The organism is Alteromonas sp. McT4-15 (genome assembly GCF_020515205.1).
GTDB lineage: Bacteria > Pseudomonadota > Gammaproteobacteria > Enterobacterales > Alteromonadaceae > Alteromonas.
In genome coordinates this window covers 1-15387 of sequence record NZ_JAJALG010000044.1, presented here as the reverse complement: position 1 = coordinate 15387, position 15387 = coordinate 1, and the positions used below count along the sequence as shown (strand labels likewise).

16 protein-coding genes are annotated in these 15387 nt (G+C 41.7%); 4 read left to right on the top strand and 12 right to left on the bottom strand.

The annotated features are described in order from the left end of the window. Position 1 precedes the first annotated feature (1 nt). From LHL20_RS19035 to ccoN, 6 genes are all read right to left on the bottom strand, one after another. On the bottom strand, positions 2-2404 hold the full coding sequence (locus tag LHL20_RS19035) for a heavy metal translocating P-type ATPase (protein ID WP_226434399.1): 2403 nt from the start codon (positions 2402-2404) through the stop codon (positions 2-4). Beyond that, complete coding sequence (locus LHL20_RS19030) at positions 2404-2883, bottom strand: FixH family protein (protein ID WP_159624567.1); 480 nt, start codon at positions 2881-2883, stop codon at positions 2404-2406. Before LHL20_RS19030 ends, LHL20_RS19035 begins: the two co-directional genes overlap by 1 nt. 167 nt (positions 2884-3050) lie before the next feature. After that, a complete protein-coding gene (ccoP, locus tag LHL20_RS19025; protein WP_202265699.1) occupies positions 3051-4004 on the bottom strand; it encodes a cytochrome-c oxidase, cbb3-type subunit III in 954 nt (317 codons plus the stop codon). 16 nt (positions 4005-4020) lie between these two features. Then, a complete protein-coding gene (locus tag LHL20_RS19020) occupies positions 4021-4182 on the bottom strand; it encodes a cbb3-type cytochrome oxidase subunit 3 (RefSeq protein WP_131094652.1) in 162 nt (53 codons plus the stop codon). A gap of 1 nt (position 4183) precedes the next feature. Beyond that, a complete protein-coding gene (gene ccoO / locus LHL20_RS19015; protein WP_159624563.1) occupies positions 4184-4789 on the bottom strand; it encodes a cytochrome-c oxidase, cbb3-type subunit II in 606 nt (201 codons plus the stop codon). Positions 4790-4804: 15 nt separating this feature from the next. Beyond that, entirely contained in the window at positions 4805-6238 is a 1434-nt protein-coding gene (gene ccoN, locus LHL20_RS19010) for a cytochrome-c oxidase, cbb3-type subunit I (protein ID WP_159624561.1), read from the bottom strand. A 228-nt stretch (positions 6239-6466) separates the two neighbouring features. On the opposite strand from ccoN, the gene LHL20_RS19005 reads away from it, so the two are divergent. Then, the gene (locus LHL20_RS19005; RefSeq protein WP_226434398.1) at positions 6467-6946 is read left to right on the top strand and encodes a hypothetical protein; all 480 of its coding nucleotides are present in this window, start codon (positions 6467-6469) and stop codon (positions 6944-6946) included. 68 nt (positions 6947-7014) lie between these two features. On the opposite strand, the gene bfr (LHL20_RS19000) is transcribed toward LHL20_RS19005, so the two are convergent. The 3 genes from bfr (LHL20_RS19000) to LHL20_RS18990 form a co-directional block, all read right to left on the bottom strand. Then, positions 7015-7482 carry a bacterioferritin gene (bfr, locus tag LHL20_RS19000; protein ID WP_159624557.1) on the bottom strand — a complete coding sequence of 156 codons (468 nt, stop codon included), beginning with the start codon at positions 7480-7482 and terminating at the stop codon, positions 7015-7017. Then, positions 7482-7958, bottom strand: a complete 477-nt coding sequence (gene bfr, locus LHL20_RS18995; protein WP_159624555.1) for a bacterioferritin — start codon at positions 7956-7958, stop codon at positions 7482-7484. The genes bfr (LHL20_RS19000) and bfr (LHL20_RS18995) overlap by 1 nt, the downstream gene beginning before the upstream one ends. A 134-nt stretch (positions 7959-8092) precedes the next feature. After that, the gene (locus LHL20_RS18990) at positions 8093-9664 is read right to left on the bottom strand and encodes a cation:proton antiporter family protein (RefSeq protein ID WP_226434397.1); all 1572 of its coding nucleotides are present in this window, start codon (positions 9662-9664) and stop codon (positions 8093-8095) included. A gap of 288 nt (positions 9665-9952) precedes the next feature. Here LHL20_RS18990 and LHL20_RS18985 point away from each other — a divergent pair, with 288 nt between their 5' ends. Beyond that, complete coding sequence (locus LHL20_RS18985) at positions 9953-11584, top strand: FMN-binding glutamate synthase family protein (protein ID WP_226434396.1); 1632 nt, start codon at positions 9953-9955, stop codon at positions 11582-11584. Positions 11585-11612: 28 nt separating this feature from the next. Here LHL20_RS18985 and LHL20_RS18980 read toward each other — a convergent pair whose 3' ends face one another. Continuing rightward, on the bottom strand, positions 11613-12086 hold the full coding sequence (locus LHL20_RS18980) for a c-type cytochrome (protein ID WP_226434395.1): 474 nt from the start codon (positions 12084-12086) through the stop codon (positions 11613-11615). 141 nt (positions 12087-12227) lie between these two features. On the opposite strand from LHL20_RS18980, the gene LHL20_RS18975 reads away from it, so the two are divergent. Next, positions 12228-12650 (top strand): universal stress protein, encoded by a 423-nt coding sequence (locus LHL20_RS18975; RefSeq protein ID WP_274743370.1) that lies wholly within the window; start codon positions 12228-12230, stop codon positions 12648-12650. A gap of 153 nt (positions 12651-12803) precedes the next feature. Continuing rightward, positions 12804-13172 carry a diacylglycerol kinase gene (locus tag LHL20_RS18970; protein ID WP_202265713.1) on the top strand — a complete coding sequence of 123 codons (369 nt, stop codon included), beginning with the start codon at positions 12804-12806 and terminating at the stop codon, positions 13170-13172. Here LHL20_RS18970 and LHL20_RS18965 read toward each other — a convergent pair. Both LHL20_RS18965 and LHL20_RS18960 read right to left on the bottom strand, forming a co-directional pair. Next, positions 13169-13537 (bottom strand): hypothetical protein, encoded by a 369-nt coding sequence (locus tag LHL20_RS18965; protein WP_226434393.1) that lies wholly within the window; start codon positions 13535-13537, stop codon positions 13169-13171. The two genes, LHL20_RS18970 and LHL20_RS18965, sit on opposite strands and share 4 nt — an antisense overlap. 224 nt (positions 13538-13761) lie before the next feature. Next, entirely contained in the window at positions 13762-14850 is a 1089-nt protein-coding gene (locus tag LHL20_RS18960; protein WP_226434392.1) for a tyrosine-type recombinase/integrase, read from the bottom strand. Positions 14851-15387: the final 537 nt, after the last annotated feature.

The following is a 15387-nucleotide window of genomic DNA, read 5'->3' as shown; positions in this document are numbered from 1 at the left end:
GCTACTTACTCAATAGTCGGGTTGAGTTTGTCACCACAATAATAGAACTTAGTGACATGCCTACCACAGCCATCCAAGGCGAAAGCAAACCAGATACAGCAAATGGTAGAATCAGAATGTTGTAACCTACAGACCAGCCAATATTTTGCCTAATTTTTTGTTTTACTTGCTTGGCGGTGGTAATTAACTCTGGAACAGAAAGTAACTGATCGCCAAGTAAGATAACATCGGCGGCGGTTTTCGCTACATCCGTTGCATTACCCACCGCTATAGCCACATCGGCGCTAGCTAAGACCGGTGCATCATTAATACCATCCCCCATCATCATCACTTTTTTTCCGCTGGCTTGCATTGCCTGTACTTCGTGAAACTTATCTTCAGGAGTAAGACCACCTTTTGCAAGCTGTATGGGAAGGTGCTGTGATAGGGTATCTACATTGTGTTGGGTATCACCGCTAAGCACAATAAGTGAGTTATGCTTCCCAAGGGCATTAAGGGTGGTTTTGGTGTCTTTTCGTAACGTATCACTGACCTCAAATGCCCCTAAAAGCTTCCCGTTAACAGTGAGATACACGTTTGCGTTTATTGGAACAAGCGCAGTGTCGACTTCTACAAATGATGCACTTCCCATCATAAATTGTGCGTTATTTATTACACCGGTGATACCACCCCCTGGTGTAACAGTAAATTGTTCTACTTGATGTGGCGGTTGGCTGCCTGGTTCGCTCTTGGTAATAAATGCTTTGGCTATCGGGTGCTCCGAACGCATTTCTAGTGCCATTGCAATGTTCATAACGCCGTTTTCATCAACACCATCAGCAAACCAGCGTTGGGTGAGTGTAAATTTACCTTCTGTAAGCGTACCTGTTTTATCAAGGGCTATGGTGTCGATTGTGGTGATTTGTTCAAGTGCATCAGCGCGTTTTAACAATATACCTTGGCGGTTTAGTTTCGCCATTGCGCATGTAAGTGCTGACGGTGTCGCAAGCCCTAATGCGCAAGGGCAGGTTGCTACTAGTACAGATATTGTTATCCAAAATGCATCTTCGCTACCTTGCAAACTCCAGTAGCCATAAGTTAAACCTGCAATAACCAATACAGCGCTAACAAAATAGCGCGAGAAATTATCGGCTAATTGCGCTGCTTTGGGTTTGCTTGCCATCGCACTCGCTTGAAGGCGAACAATTTGATTCACCAGTGCATTTTTGAGTGTTTGAGAAACGGTAACCGTGAGGGTGCCATCTTGGCAAACGGTACCTCCATATACGGTACTTTTCTCACTTTTCGCGACAGGATTAAACTCGCCGGTAAGCATAGATTCATCTACCGATGCCACACCGTCAACTACGGTACCGTCAATAGGCACTGTTTCACCGGGTTTTACTAGTACAACATCGCCTACAGCAAGTTGCTTGGCGAGACATTCACTTATTGAACCGTCTGAATTTACTTTGGTAGCCGACACAGGCACATACTGCATCATATTCGCGGATATTTGCGCAGCACGATGACGGCTTCTATGTTCTAAAAATCGGCTAAGTAATAGCAGAAAAATAAACATACAGATAGATTCAAAATACACTTCACCTTGTTCTTGCAAAGTAGAACGTATACCTGCGAAATAAGTACCAAAAACAGCTAAGGTGACAGGCACATCCATGTTTACCGTTTTTGCACTAAGCGCTTTAACTGCACCTATGTAAAATGTGCTACCCGAATAAAGCACAACGGGGGTGGTTAGTGTCAGTGCTACCCAATAAAAATACTGTCTGGTTTCCAACTCTATTGCACCAAACCAGTCGAAATAAAGGCCAGTCATAAGCATCATAACCTGCATGGTCATAATACCTGCAAGACCAAGTTTTTTTAGAAAGGTCTTTTGCTCTCGCTTGTAACTAGCCTCGTGTTCATCAGGGTGAAAAGGAGATCCGACATAACCAATGCGCTTCAATGTAGTTAAAATTTGACTGAGCTTTATTTCCAGTGGTGACCAAGTGATCAACGCACGGCGCTCTTGCACGTTAACCGCAACCTGTTTAATGCCCTCGACTTTTGAAAGCTGTTTTTCAATTAGCCAGCCGCATGCTGCGCAGGTAATCCCCTCTAGTGTTAACTGAATTTGTTTATGTTGCCCTTCGTCATAAACAAACTCCTCCTGAAGTGAAGGATCGTCATATACGTTTAACTTATCAATGGTATCGAGGATGCTATTGTCAGATTTCTTTGCCGGCTCGGTTCGAAATTGGTAATAGTCTTCTAAGCCATTATTTACAATAGCTTCTGACACCGCCAGACATCCGGGACAACACATATCGCGTGTTTGCCCCAATATAACAGTATTAAACTGGCCTTGATCGGAACTTGCTATAGGCAAGCCGCAGTGATAACAGTCGTGCTGTGACATTATGGATTAAACTTTATAGTGCCGGAATAGGGTAGGTTCAGCGTATTTTGAATTTTCCAGCTCTCATCAAAAGGTGTAAGTGAAACGCGCCACTTACCATCCATGTTTTGCTCAATAAAACCGCGGTAAATACCACTAGCATCTCGACTTAGTAATACACTTATGTCTCTTTCTTCCAACGTTACGTGATAAAAACTGAGCTTTAATGCATTTCCTTCTTGCGGTATACCAGAATGAAACTTAAGGGCGATACTTCCGTTATCAATAGTTAAGTCTGTAGTGATATTGCGCTTTCTCGCTAGCGCTTCTTTATCTAGCGTTGCGTTAATGGCTTTACCTTCTTTATAGTAATCGTCAACAACCAAACTATCTTCTGTTGAGATAGCAAGTTTGAGAAGTACACCTCCCATAATGAGAGTAACGATAGGCACGGCGATAAGAAACCACGGCCAGAATTCTTTATACCAAGGTCTGTTCATTGATAAAGGTTCTCGTATTTACTGCTAAACAACATATTCATTGGCATTTTCAATTGAACAAAAAACACTGGAAACACCTGTGAATATGCTTTTTATATCGCTGTATTTTCTCATAAAAAAAGCCTCGTGGTAACGAGGCTTTTTGCGATATTTAATGATTTAAATCATTAATCGTTCGATAGGCTGTATACGTATGCCGCAACTACGTGAATTTTGTCATCACCCAAGGTTTTCTTGAACGAAGGCATTACACCATTACGACCGTAAGTTAGTGTCTCTGTAACCGCTCTGTGGCTTCCGCCATAAAGCCAGATATTATCTGTTAAGTTAGGAGCACCAAGCATTTGGTTGCCTTTACCGTCCATACCGTGACACGCTGCACAGGCTGCAAAGCGGGCCTTACCTGCGTCAGCAAGTTGCTGATCTACTTCACGACCACTTAGGCTAAGTACGTAGTTTACGACTTCTTCGATACCGTCTTCACCCATTGCATCAAGCCATGCAGGCATTGCTGCTTTACGACCAAGCGTAAGAGTTTCAACAATTTTCGCCCCCGAACCACCGTACAACCAGTCATTGTCAGTTAGGTTAGGGAAGCCGCCGTTTTGACCACGGGCATCAGAACCGTGACACTGAGAGCAATTTTGTAGGAATAAACGCTGACCTACTTTGTTTGCTTCAGGATCTTTAGCCAGTTCTTCAACCGGAACTTTCGCATAGGCTTCGAAGATCGGGTCGAACTTCTCAGCAGCAAAATCTAACTCGCGGTCGTACTCAACCAGTTTACCTTGCTCTTTCGCTTCTATACGCGCTTGTACCGATTCTTCAATCGACTGCACGTTTTGGTTAGAGCTTCTCCAGCCCAGTACGCCTTCCCACGCACCCAAACCAGGGTAAAGTAATAGGTATAGGAAACCCCAAACGATGGTCATGTAGAACATAATTGTCCACCAACGAGGAAGTTGGTTGTTCAACTCCTCGATACCATCAAATTCGTGCCCCATTGACTCGCCTTCTGGCACGCCTGTCTGATTAGATAAGCACCAGCGCAGAAGGAAGTAGCAACCAATGATTAACCCTAGGGTTATCACTGAAATCCAAATTGTCCAAAACATACTCATGAGTTCAAGACTCCTGCTAATCTTCTTTTGATTTTTCTTTTTCTTCGTCTGCAAACACTAGGTTTGCGGCTTCATCGAACTTTTTCTTGTTGTGGCTGCTGAACGCCCACCACACAATGCCGATGAAGCAAACAAAGACGATGACAGTAAAAATGCTGCCTACAATTCCCTGATCCATACTATTTCAAGTGTGTGCCAAGAGATTGTAGATAAGCAATAAGGGCTTCCATTTCCGTTTTACCCTGTACTGCCGCTTTTGCTCCCGCAATATCTTCGTCGGTATACGGAACGCCGAACCCACGGAATACTTCCATTTTGTCAGCTGTTAACTCGCCATCAAGCGTGTTTTCCGCTAGCCAAGGGAAACCTGGCATATTCGACTCTGGTACTACGTTACGCGGGTTTAGCAGGTGAACACGATGCCACTCATCACTGTAACGACCACCTACACGTGCAAGGTCAGGACCAGTACGCTTAGAACCCCATAGGAAAGGGTGCTCCCATACTGATTCACCAGCAACACTGTAGTGACCATAACGTTCTGTCTCAGCACGGAACGGACGGATCATCTGGCTGTGACAACCAACACATCCTTCACGGATATAGATGTCGCGACCTTCAAGTTCCAGTGCTGTATATGGGCGTAGGCCTTGTACCGGTTCCATTGTTTGTTGTTGAAACATCAACGGCGTAATTTGAACCATGGCACCAAAGCTGATTGCAATAAGAATCAAAACAGTTAATAGGCCAACGTTCTTTTCAATTAACTCATGTGGATTTTTCATTATTCGTCTCCTTGATTACGCTGGCTGAGTCGCTGGATCTGCAGCGATACTGCCTTTAGGGGCACGAACGGTTTTCCAAGTGTTGTAGGCCATAACAAGCATACCCGCAACAACGAAACAACCACCAATGAAGCGAACCACGTAGAACGGCTTAGAGGCTTCTAATGACTCAACAAAACTATACGTTAGCGTACCGTCTGCGTTAACTGCACGCCACATTAGACCTTGAAGTACACCAGACATCCACATTGCTACGATGTAAAGTACTACACCGATTGTTGCCAACCAGAAATGTACGTTTACCAAACGGGTGCTGTACATTGCAGGCTGACCGAATAGCACTGGAATTAAGTGGTAGATAGAACCAATTGATACCATTGCAACCCAACCTAATGCACCAGAGTGTACGTGGCCGATAGTCCAGTCTGTGTAGTGAGACAATGCGTTAACGGTTTTGATTGCCATCATTGGACCTTCAAAGGTAGACATACCGTAGAAAGACAATGAAACAATAAGGAAACGCAATACTGGGTCAGTACGTAGTTTATGCCACGCGCCTGAAAGCGTCATGATTCCGTTAATCATACCACCCCAAGACGGAACGAATAGGATAACTGACATCACCATACCCAGTGACTGTGTCCAATCAGGTAGAGCAGTATAGTGAAGGTGGTGAGGACCTGCCCAAATATACAGAGAGATAAGTGCCCAGAAGTGAACAATTGACAGTCTGTATGAATAAACCGGGCGACCAGCTTGCTTAGGTACGAAGTAGTACATCATACCAAGGAAGCCAGCAGTCAGGAAAAAGCCTACCGCGTTATGGCCGTACCACCACTGCATCATGGCGTCTACAGCACCAGCATACAATGAATACGATTTAGTGAAAGAAACCGGAATAGCCATGCTATTACCAATGTGCAGAACTGCAACGGTAAGCATAAAGGCACCTAGGAACCAGTTCGCAACGTAAATGTGCGATACTTTACGGATTACTAGCGTTCCGAAAAAGTTGATGATATAAGCGATCCAGACCAGTGCCAAAAGAATATCAATTGGCCATTCTAGTTCAGCGTATTCTTTTGAGCTGGTTAAACCAAATGGAAGGGTTACAACAGCTAAAACGATAACGGCTTGCCAACCCCAGAAGGTAAATGCGGCAAGTTTGTCACTGAACAGTCTTACCTGGCAGGTACGCTGAACGATGTAGTACGACGTTGCAAAAAGCGCACAGCCGCCGAAGGCAAAAATAACGGCGTTAGTGTGCAACGGGCGCAAACGTGAGAATGTTAGCCATGGTGTGTCAAAGTTAAGCATAGGTGCAAATAATTGCGCAGCAATAAATACCCCTAGGCCCATACCAATGATACCCCAGACTATTGTCATGATGGTAAATTGCCTAACTACTTTATAATTGTAGTCAGGTTGTGCTTGGCTTATTTCACTCATTTTAATGAATCTTCCACTTCAAATGAACTATGGTTTCCAACTGCCAAAATAGTGCGGTATGACGCCTATTAAAATAGGATTAGCGCTTCACACCGAGCTTGGAAAGAGTAATAATTATTGTCTCCAAGCCAGTTGGTACGCGGATGATAAGGTTTTTAATTACAAAAAGATACCATAAACTAACTAAGCTTGATCTCAGTCAATGAAGAAATACATAAAATTTAAGAAATGCTAAATAACGATAACAAGAAACGATCAAATTTTTTACATTTGCAGCTGCCACTTCTCACAATATTAGTCGTGGCAGGGTGTGTCTATTTAGCACATAAGTTTCAATCAACCGCGTATACAGATACTAATGTAGTCAATGGAATCAGAAATAGCTGTAATTTCGTTAATGAAACGTGCGAATTTAATATTGATGACCGTATTGCTATAGCTCATTTTTCTGTCAAGCCTGTTCCAGAAGAGTCGATTACGCTTTCTTTGACCGTTCCATCGGGTGTTGAAATTGAAAGTGCCTGGATCGAAGGTGTGAACATGTATATGGGTAAAATACCCGTCCTTTTAGATTCTGACAGTGATACCAAATGGTCTGGTTGGTTTATGTTGGGCAGTTGTAGCGAACCCGTAATGCGTTGGCAACTAAGGTTAAATGTAAAAGGGCAAAGCAAACCTAACTATCTTTATTTTGTCACGCAGCAGTAGTTATTGGTTGTTAAAAAAAACGGCTAGCCTTTGCTAACCGTTATTCATTTATTCTGGCGCTCACCAATTTACATTTGAGATTGTAAGTAATTTGCAAGACCAATGCGCTTAATTAATCCCAATTGCTGTTCTAGCCAGTGTGCATGGTCCATCTCTGTGTCGTCTAGCAATACAATAAGCATATCACGCGTTACGTAGTCTTTTTCGGTTTCACATAATGCGATAACTTCACGCAATTTTGCATCAACTTCGTACTCAACGCGTAGGTCACTTTCGAGCATCTCTGGCACGTCTTTACCGACCTTGAAGCCAGTGCGTTTAGTCATGTCCGGCGTGCCTTCAAGAAACAGCATGCGCTCAATCAACTTTGTTGCATGACCGCGCTCATCATCAAATTCATGATCAATTCGCTCGTACAACTTGTTGAGACCCCAATCCAAATACATTTGCGAATGAATAAAATATTGATCCATTGCAGCAAGCTCATAAGAGAGTAGCTCGTTTAAGCCGTTAATGATTGCTTGGTTACCTTTCATTAGTCATCTCCCATTACTTGCGCTTGTAGGTAGTTTTCAATACCCATTGCATCAATTTGATATTCTTGCGTTTCTATCCAGTCTAAATGCTCTTCTTCATATTCAAGAATGTCTTCTAGCAGATCGCGAGATACATAATCTTGCTTTTCTTCACATAACGCGATTGCATCTCTAAGAAGAGGCAACTGTTCTTTTTGGAATCGCGCATCGCATGACAACATCTCTGGCGTATCTTCACCAATGTACAGCTTTCCTAATGCCTGCAAATTAGGCAGCCCTTCAAGAAACAAAATTCGTTCGATAAGGTCGTCCGCTTGCTTCATGTCCTTAATCGACTTTTTATAGTTTTTCTCGTTTAATTCTGAAAAACCCCAGTTCTTGAACATGCGCGCGTGTAGAAAGTACTGATTTATAGACGTAAGTTCACTCGTCAGAACTTCGTTTAATTTCGCTACAACTTGTTTATCACCTTGCATTGTGTAAACCCTTAGTCATTATTTGCGTTAAGTGTAGTGCTTAAAATGGCGGATGTCAAAAAAAACTATATAAAACATATATTTACAAACGATAACGTTTCTCAATTCATCCATTGTTCGCATTTAGAACTGCATTACCGTTGCGAATGAGCATAGGCCAAACTTTCCTCTGCAAAGCCGAGACCTGCTTCAGTGAAGAAGTTAAAGACCTTATCCACACCATTTTCTAACAAAGAGGATACTTCGTCTTCGTAGCGTGCAATTGCTGCTACTTTTCCAGTGTAGCCTGCGTTTTTCAACTGGCGCGTAATATTGATAGAGTCTTGAATTGATGGCAAGGCAAGTAACACAAGTTGAACATCCTTAATATCTAAATTATCCCAAAGATCGATATCTTCGCCGTCACCACAAATGACATTGAGACCTTCGTCTGCAAGTTCTTTAATTTTTACTCTATCAGCATCCATGCCCCATACGTTAACTTCAGTCAGTTTAGACAATGCATTGAACGCGCCGCGTCCAACACGTCCCATGCCCAGTACCAAAAACTCAGCATTATGTAATGTAGGGTAAATGTCCTCTTTTAAACGTCTGTTTTTCTCAAACCGTTTAATTGTTTCTTTATAACGATGGTATTGAGAGTGTGAGGTGCGATATAAAATACTGGTAATAACAAATGAAATTGATACAGAAAGCGCAATAACAACTAGCCATGTATTGCCCAAAAGCCCAAGCGACACAGCGAGCGCGCCAACAATAAGACCAAATTCACTATAATTAGATAACACTAGGCTACTGAGATACGACGTGCGTCCTCTTAAGCGCAAAGACGTAAATAGGCCGAAGAACAGCAATGCTTTAATTGGAATAAGCAAGCAAAACACCAGTGCCATCAACATCATCGTAATGTCGGGCAGTGCTGTCAGACCAATAGTTAGGAAAAAGCCGATTAAAAATAGATCTTTGAAACTTAATAGTGACTTAGCGAGTTCCGAGGCTTTTTCATGTTGTGCCAGCATTATTCCGAAGATTAGCGCACCCAAATCACCTTTAATGTTTACCAGTTCAAATAAATGATAACCACCTAATGCCAAGATAAACCCCGTGAGTGGCAGTAATTCACCGTGCCCTGATTTATTAATCATTTTCTTGATAAGCGGCAGGGCAGGAAAGAGTGCAAGTAGCGCTAGGGCCCACACGGTAGGTAACTTGCCTGTAGCAACAACAAGGAAAACAACTGCAAAAACATCCTGCATGACTAAAATACCAATTGCTAATCGGCCATGCCTTGTCTTACTTTCTCCGCTTTCCTCAAGTACTTTTACAACGCACACTGTACTGCTAAAGCTCAAAGCAAATGCAACTAGTGCTGCACTTTGCCATGTTAAGCCGTCTATATATTTTGCCGCTAGCGCGCTAACGCCATAAACCACACAGGTAATGACACCTACCCACAACGCAGTGTGTGACACGCTACCCGCCCACACTTCACGTCGACTAAGGTCGCGAATGTTGAGTTTGAGGCCGATAGTGAAAAGCATGATGGTGATCCCCAAATTTGCAATTTGGGTAAGTTCATCAGTCAGTCCATAGCCCGCAAAGTTTAGTAAAAAACCAGCAAGCAAATACCCTACAAGTGGCGGAATACCAATTAGTTTAACTGTTAGCCCACAAACGAAGGCAAAAAGAAGAAATGCATACTCCATGAAAACTCTTTCACTCGCTATCTATATAACATTCATCACTGCACAAGCACTGCAACGTAGCACAAGTACATCATAATTTAAGGAATTACCGTTTAATTAGACTAGCATGTAATGCCAACGTGAGGCATCTGTTAGTCAGTTTTGAATGGCTAAATTTGGTGCCGCATGGTTATGCGTAACGCTTAAAGCGGAAAGTGGTGCGAGAATATGGACGTTTCGTTGTATAAACAAACTAAAACGTGGCAATTTATGTAAGTATAAATTACTGCACATTAATAAGGATATCTTATGCGGACCACCATTTTATCTGTATTGGTCTTACTCGTTATAATTAACGTTGTTATTGGTTTTTTGTGGAGTCCAATATGGTGGTTTTTGCTGTTGTCGGCAACGCTTCTCTGCTTTGCGATATATGATGTCTTTCAAACTAAGCATGCTATTTTAAGAAACTTTCCGCTTATCGGTCGGGTAAGATGGACTGTTGAATCGCTTAGACCTTACATCCAGCAATATATTATTGAAACAGACACCGGTGGTGCGCCAATCTCGCGCATGTTTCGGTCAATTGTTTATCAACGTGCTAAGAATAGCCGCGAAACCATTCCTTTCGGTACTCAGCTCGACACCTACAAAGACGGATATGAATGGATAGAGCACTCTTTATCCGCCCGAGATATTCAAGATATGGATGCGAACCCCAAAGTCACAGTTGGTGGGCCTTTGTGCAAAAAGCCCTACAAAGCGAGCGTGTTGAACATTAGTGCGATGAGTTTTGGCAGTTTATCTAAAAACGCCATACAGGCACTTAATAAAGGCGCTGCAAAAGGTGGCTTTTATCACAACACCGGAGAGGGAGGTTTAACACCATACCATCTTGAAAATGGTGGCGATATTGTGTGGCAAATCGGTACCGGTTACTTTGGTTGCCGCAATAAAAATGGTGGTTTTGACAGTGAGCTCTTTAAAGAAAAAGCCGCTTTAGACAACGTTAAAATGATTGAGATAAAGCTGAGCCAAGGTGCAAAACCTGGCCACGGAGGTATTCTTCCCGCGCATAAGAACACGCCAGAGATTGCGAAAATTAGAGGCGTTGAACCAGGCACACAAGTCGACTCTCCACCTAGACACAAAGCATTTTCCACACCTATTGAAATGATTGATTTCATCACACAATTAAGAGAGCTTAGTGGTTACAAGCCCATAGGAATAAAGCTCGCTTTAGGCCGTAAAAGTGAGTTTATTGCAATGTGTAAGGCAATGGTTGAAAAAGGTGTTACACCAGACTTTATTACCGTTGATGGAGGCGAGGGAGGTACTGGCGCTGCACCACTTGAGTATACTAATTCTATAGGTTTTCCTCTTCGTGAAGCGCTGGCGTTCGTTGATGATTGTCTGACTGGTTTTGCAATAAGAGATCAAATAAAAATCATCGCATCAGGTAAGATAATTACTGCTTTTCAATTGGCAAAGAACCTGAGCTTAGGTGCTGATATATGCAATAGTGCTAGGGGGATGATGTTGGCCTTAGGGTGCGTTCAGTCTTTATCGTGCAACACTAACAAATGCCCAACAGGCGTTGCTACGCAAGATCCAAAACTTGCAGCCGGTTTGAATGTACAAGACAAATATGAGCGTGTTTATCGCTTTCATAAAAAAACCGTTCACGCGCTAATGGATATATTATCTTCTACTGGTCACATAAAAACGAGCGAGTTAAATCGTACACATATATTTCGTCGGGTAGACCAGAGTTGCATTGCGCGTTATGACGAAATATTTCCATTGGTAAAAACGGGAAGTTTCTTAACCGACGACATACCAGAACGCTTTAAATTGCATTTTAATGAGGCGAACTCTAATAGTTTTATGCCATGTAGCCAACTTGCGCAAATTGAAGAGGAAACAAAAGCGGTGTCTTAAGACACCGCTAGTTTTCAAGCTTTATATACTATTCTGCTTTGTCTGGTATACGCAGTTGGTAAAGGCGATAGTCACTGGTACGGTATGGCGTTACTTTGTATTTAGGTTGCAAATACGCGACTAAATCAATAAGTTCTGTCACCGTTAATTCGTCATTTACAATCCTCATAAATGACACTCCGTCTTCACTCGTAAAACTAGCAGGCTGGCGAGGGGTAAGCTTATGCGAAGGGTTAATAATACTTGTCACTAGTTCAGCATAAGTCTTAATTCTTCCACTACTGCCTCCTAGTGGTATAGGCTTAACTAACAAGTATGTCGCATCATCCCGCTCTTTTTCACCCGCTATTCTATGGCAATCTTGGCATTGGTATTTTTTAAATACCTCAAAGCCTTTTTCCATATCCCCTTCAGGTAAACTGAAACCTCGGGGCGAGTCCGCGCCTTGTTCACAGGCCGTCAAAAACATAGTGATGCATAGGATTGTTATAATTTTATACATGTTATCCCTCATTACGTGCTGTTTAATTTCATCTTAATTATGGCGTAAAAAATCGATGAGATATTGACCTAGCGCAATAATAACCTCTGAATCCTTAACTATAGTGTTTATGTACAAATTGAACCTAAAAAGGGGAATATGATGCAAGGATACGAAACTATCTTAGTTCCGATTGATGTTTACTCCGATTACGACCTTGTTGTTCAAAAGGCAGTTGCAATAGCCGGCAATAGTCACAAAATACATTTACTGTACGTTGCTTATCCACAAAGTACCATGGAACCCTACGGCCTTTTTTTGGAACGTGATTTCTCAGAAGAGGTCAGAGAGCAGGCCTTGCGCGAGCTAAAAGATATTGCACAGCGACACGACATTCCCTATACCCACGTAAATGTAGAAATAGGTAATCCGTCAGATGAAATTCATCATATGGCGGAAAAAATTGGCGCAGACCTTATCGTTGTGGGAACTCACGGTCAAAGCGGTCTACGCTTGTTGCTTGGTTCGACGGCAAACGCAGTATTACATGGTGTTAAAACGGACGTGTTGGCTGTAAAGGTATAATAACGTTAGTGGGTTAAAACGTTCTGTTTAGCTGTTATAAATGTATGAAAGCTATCGTTGTTTTAGGCTTTTGGTAACGTGATTGTCATCTTAATAAGATAGCGTGAACAGTTATTCTATAAATGTAATTCTAGAGATGGAACTAGGAATACAATGATAACGAAACGCACTGGTTTTTCACGTTTGCTTTTTGCAACGTATTATTCAATGAAAGGTTTAAAAGCTGCATTTAAAAGTGAAGCTGCCGTTAGACAAGAATTGGTAGCAATGGTGATTTTAGTACCAGTAGCATTCTATTTAGATGTTACTCATGTAGAGCGCATACTCCTTGTTATGTCGTTATTTATAGTGCTTATCACAGAGTTGCTTAATACCGCAGTAGAAAAGTTATGTGACCACGTGAGTACAGATATTCACGTATTAATAGGCCGAGCCAAAGATATTGGCTCGGCGGCAGTATTCGTAAGTCTGACACTGGCTATCTTTACGTGGTGTTTAATACTACTGCCTCGATTTAGCTAGAGTGCTACTATCTTTTTATCGCAACAACTCTCTACCAGGGTGCGAAGCGAACTATCGAGGTTTTTTAGGTGAGAAAAATGCAACGCGGTCTCACCACCATTATTTATATCATTTATGGTAAAAACGACGTCGTCTTCTCGTGAAGTTACCGTTATACGCGCTCCGTTATTTCTATCTCCGCTGATATCATCTTGAACGTAAGGCACGTGAATATACAATGGTTCATTATGACTGTTTAAATAGGTTATCGCTGCTTCCTTGCTTGTGAATGGGTCTTGTTTTTCAGGTTGTAATTGCCAATGTGACGAGGGAACAATTATCTCTGCCAATAACTTGCCGTGTTTAGGTTCAATTCCACTACTCATCAAAAAACTCCTGTAATCTCTTTTTGCTTAACTGTGATATATACGGGGCATCTTCGTTTTAAGTTCGACTCAGTACAGCGAACAAAAACTAAGTTTAAAGAGAACTCATAAATAGAGCAGGGGACATGACCATTTCGAAGATAGTTATTAACCCAAATTATGTTTAAAAAAATATTAATAAGTTACGCGTAACGCTTCTAGAATGGGTTATGGGATTGATTATATTACCTTTTTCTTTTTTTAGATAATTTTGCCATACCACCACGTTTAACATTAGCTTGTCGCGTATAATGACCTGGCATTTCAGGAGAGTTCCAACCTCCAGCAAGCTGTAGTTCGGGAAGTGACGCACCATCCTCGGCTAAAGAAACTGCACCTCCGACCCGGCCGCTGTGTGGTGTAATGTTTTCAGAGATGTTGGCGCGTAGAGCAATTCGTTTCCAAATTCGATAGACACTAGAATAATTCAGCACATTTGCTCGATGAGAAGGTACGTGCTCATCAAAAGGAAGTAATGCGGTCTTATGATTATTTACACGTCTAAACAAGATACCTTTTCTTAAGCTCCTTGTATCACTACTATGACGTGGAAGCTTGCTACTAGGGTCTGTGTTAGCTTCAGTAATATACTCATTGACCATAGTTAACGTGCTAGACGATATAAAACGATATTGACCTTGACCACTTTGATCACTCTTAGACGTAATTATCAACACTGTATTATTACGTGCAGAAATATCCTCGAGTCGAACTCTTACCAATTCATCGGCCCGTAACAATGCATCAAACATCATGTTAATGATTGCCAGGTCTCGAAGTTCAAGTAAAGAGTCCGGAATAACGACATTATTGATGTGTTCAACCATATCAATTGTTAGCGGGACGGCCTGTTGATGTGACATCCTATACTTTTGGTTCTCAATGAGTGAGAGCCTTATGAAGTCTCTAAGGTAAACCGATCGTATGATGGGATTAGGTAAGTTGGCTATACCCATAAATTTACTGAGGGCAGAAAGTCTACGTTTTATCGTTCTATAGGCTAGTGGTGATTCACACAGCGTGCTTACATAACTTTTAATACAATACTCGTTGCTATCAAAGTCATTCGTTAAACCTGGTAAGCCTTGTTGTGAGCAATAAAGTGAAAACTCATTGTAGTCGCTGATGTAAGCTCTTTGTGTGTTAAAAGGAAGCTTTGAAAATATATCTCTATAATAGTCACTAACTTTAGCGTTTTGATTGCTAACCGCTTGCGAATTCAATGCACCATGAACGTGGTTGGCTAATAGATTGTGAATCGGTTTCTCTGACATTGGTGGAAATGCAGCTATCTTATTGTTTTTTATAAATATTCACGCATGATAACTGTAATTATCATGCGTGAACGGTCAAAAGACTGGTACTTAACGCTTAAAAGATTTCAGATGTTAATCTGATTACACATACTAACATAAAAACTGTTCATATATACAGTGGTGGCCTGTTATGGCAACAAAAGCCAATGGAATGTATACCTTTCCACTATAGAAATCGCGGTAACTAAGTGAATTTTTGTACTAACGCTACGTAAAATCTGCGGTATGTAGTTGCCCAATTTTATTCAGATTTCACGTAGCGTCGCCTACAAATTAGCCACCAGAAATCATCAGCAAACATTAAAATCTTAACAAAATAGCTCGCAAGCATTAAGACTTGTATGTTTGTTTAAAGAGTTAGTAAATGGGTTCAACAACCGTTTGAGTGGTATTAGATGAGTTAGCATGAGTGAATAAGTAGTTACGTTAGATTACGTAAAAATAGCTAGATAATCGCTCAGGTGTTAATTGGTTTAAAAGTACTAAGTTATATAG

Coding starts and splice junctions, on each gene's coding strand:
- ccoP (WP_202265699.1), bottom strand. CDS start 4,004: ATGAGTATGTTTTGGACAATTTGGATTTCAGTGATAACCCTAGGGTTA.
- bfr (WP_159624555.1), bottom strand. CDS start 7,958: ATGCAAGGTGATAAACAAGTTGTAGCGAAATTAAACGAAGTTCTGACG.
- LHL20_RS18965 (WP_226434393.1), bottom strand. CDS start 13,537: ATGAGTAGTGGAATTGAACCTAAACACGGCAAGTTATTGGCAGAGATA.
- ccoN (WP_159624561.1), bottom strand. CDS start 6,238: ATGAGTGAAATAAGCCAAGCACAACCTGACTACAATTATAAAGTAGTT.
- LHL20_RS18960 (WP_226434392.1), bottom strand. CDS start 14,850: ATGTCAGAGAAACCGATTCACAATCTATTAGCCAACCACGTTCATGGT.
- LHL20_RS19020 (WP_131094652.1), bottom strand. CDS start 4,182: ATGGATCAGGGAATTGTAGGCAGCATTTTTACTGTCATCGTCTTTGTT.
- LHL20_RS18980 (WP_226434395.1), bottom strand. CDS start 12,086: ATGTATAAAATTATAACAATCCTATGCATCACTATGTTTTTGACGGCC.
- LHL20_RS18990 (WP_226434397.1), bottom strand. CDS start 9,664: ATGGAGTATGCATTTCTTCTTTTTGCCTTCGTTTGTGGGCTAACAGTT.
- bfr (WP_159624557.1), bottom strand. CDS start 7,482: ATGAAAGGTAACCAAGCAATCATTAACGGCTTAAACGAGCTACTCTCT.
- LHL20_RS18975 (WP_274743370.1), top strand. CDS start 12,228: ATGCAAGGATACGAAACTATCTTAGTTCCGATTGATGTTTACTCCGAT.
- LHL20_RS19035 (WP_226434399.1), bottom strand. CDS start 2,404: ATGTCACAGCACGACTGTTATCACTGCGGCTTGCCTATAGCAAGTTCC.
- LHL20_RS19005 (WP_226434398.1), top strand. CDS start 6,467: ATGCTAAATAACGATAACAAGAAACGATCAAATTTTTTACATTTGCAG.
- ccoO (WP_159624563.1), bottom strand. CDS start 4,789: ATGAAAAATCCACATGAGTTAATTGAAAAGAACGTTGGCCTATTAACT.
- LHL20_RS19030 (WP_159624567.1), bottom strand. CDS start 2,883: ATGAACAGACCTTGGTATAAAGAATTCTGGCCGTGGTTTCTTATCGCC.
- LHL20_RS18985 (WP_226434396.1), top strand. CDS start 9,953: ATGCGGACCACCATTTTATCTGTATTGGTCTTACTCGTTATAATTAAC.
- LHL20_RS18970 (WP_202265713.1), top strand. CDS start 12,804: ATGATAACGAAACGCACTGGTTTTTCACGTTTGCTTTTTGCAACGTAT.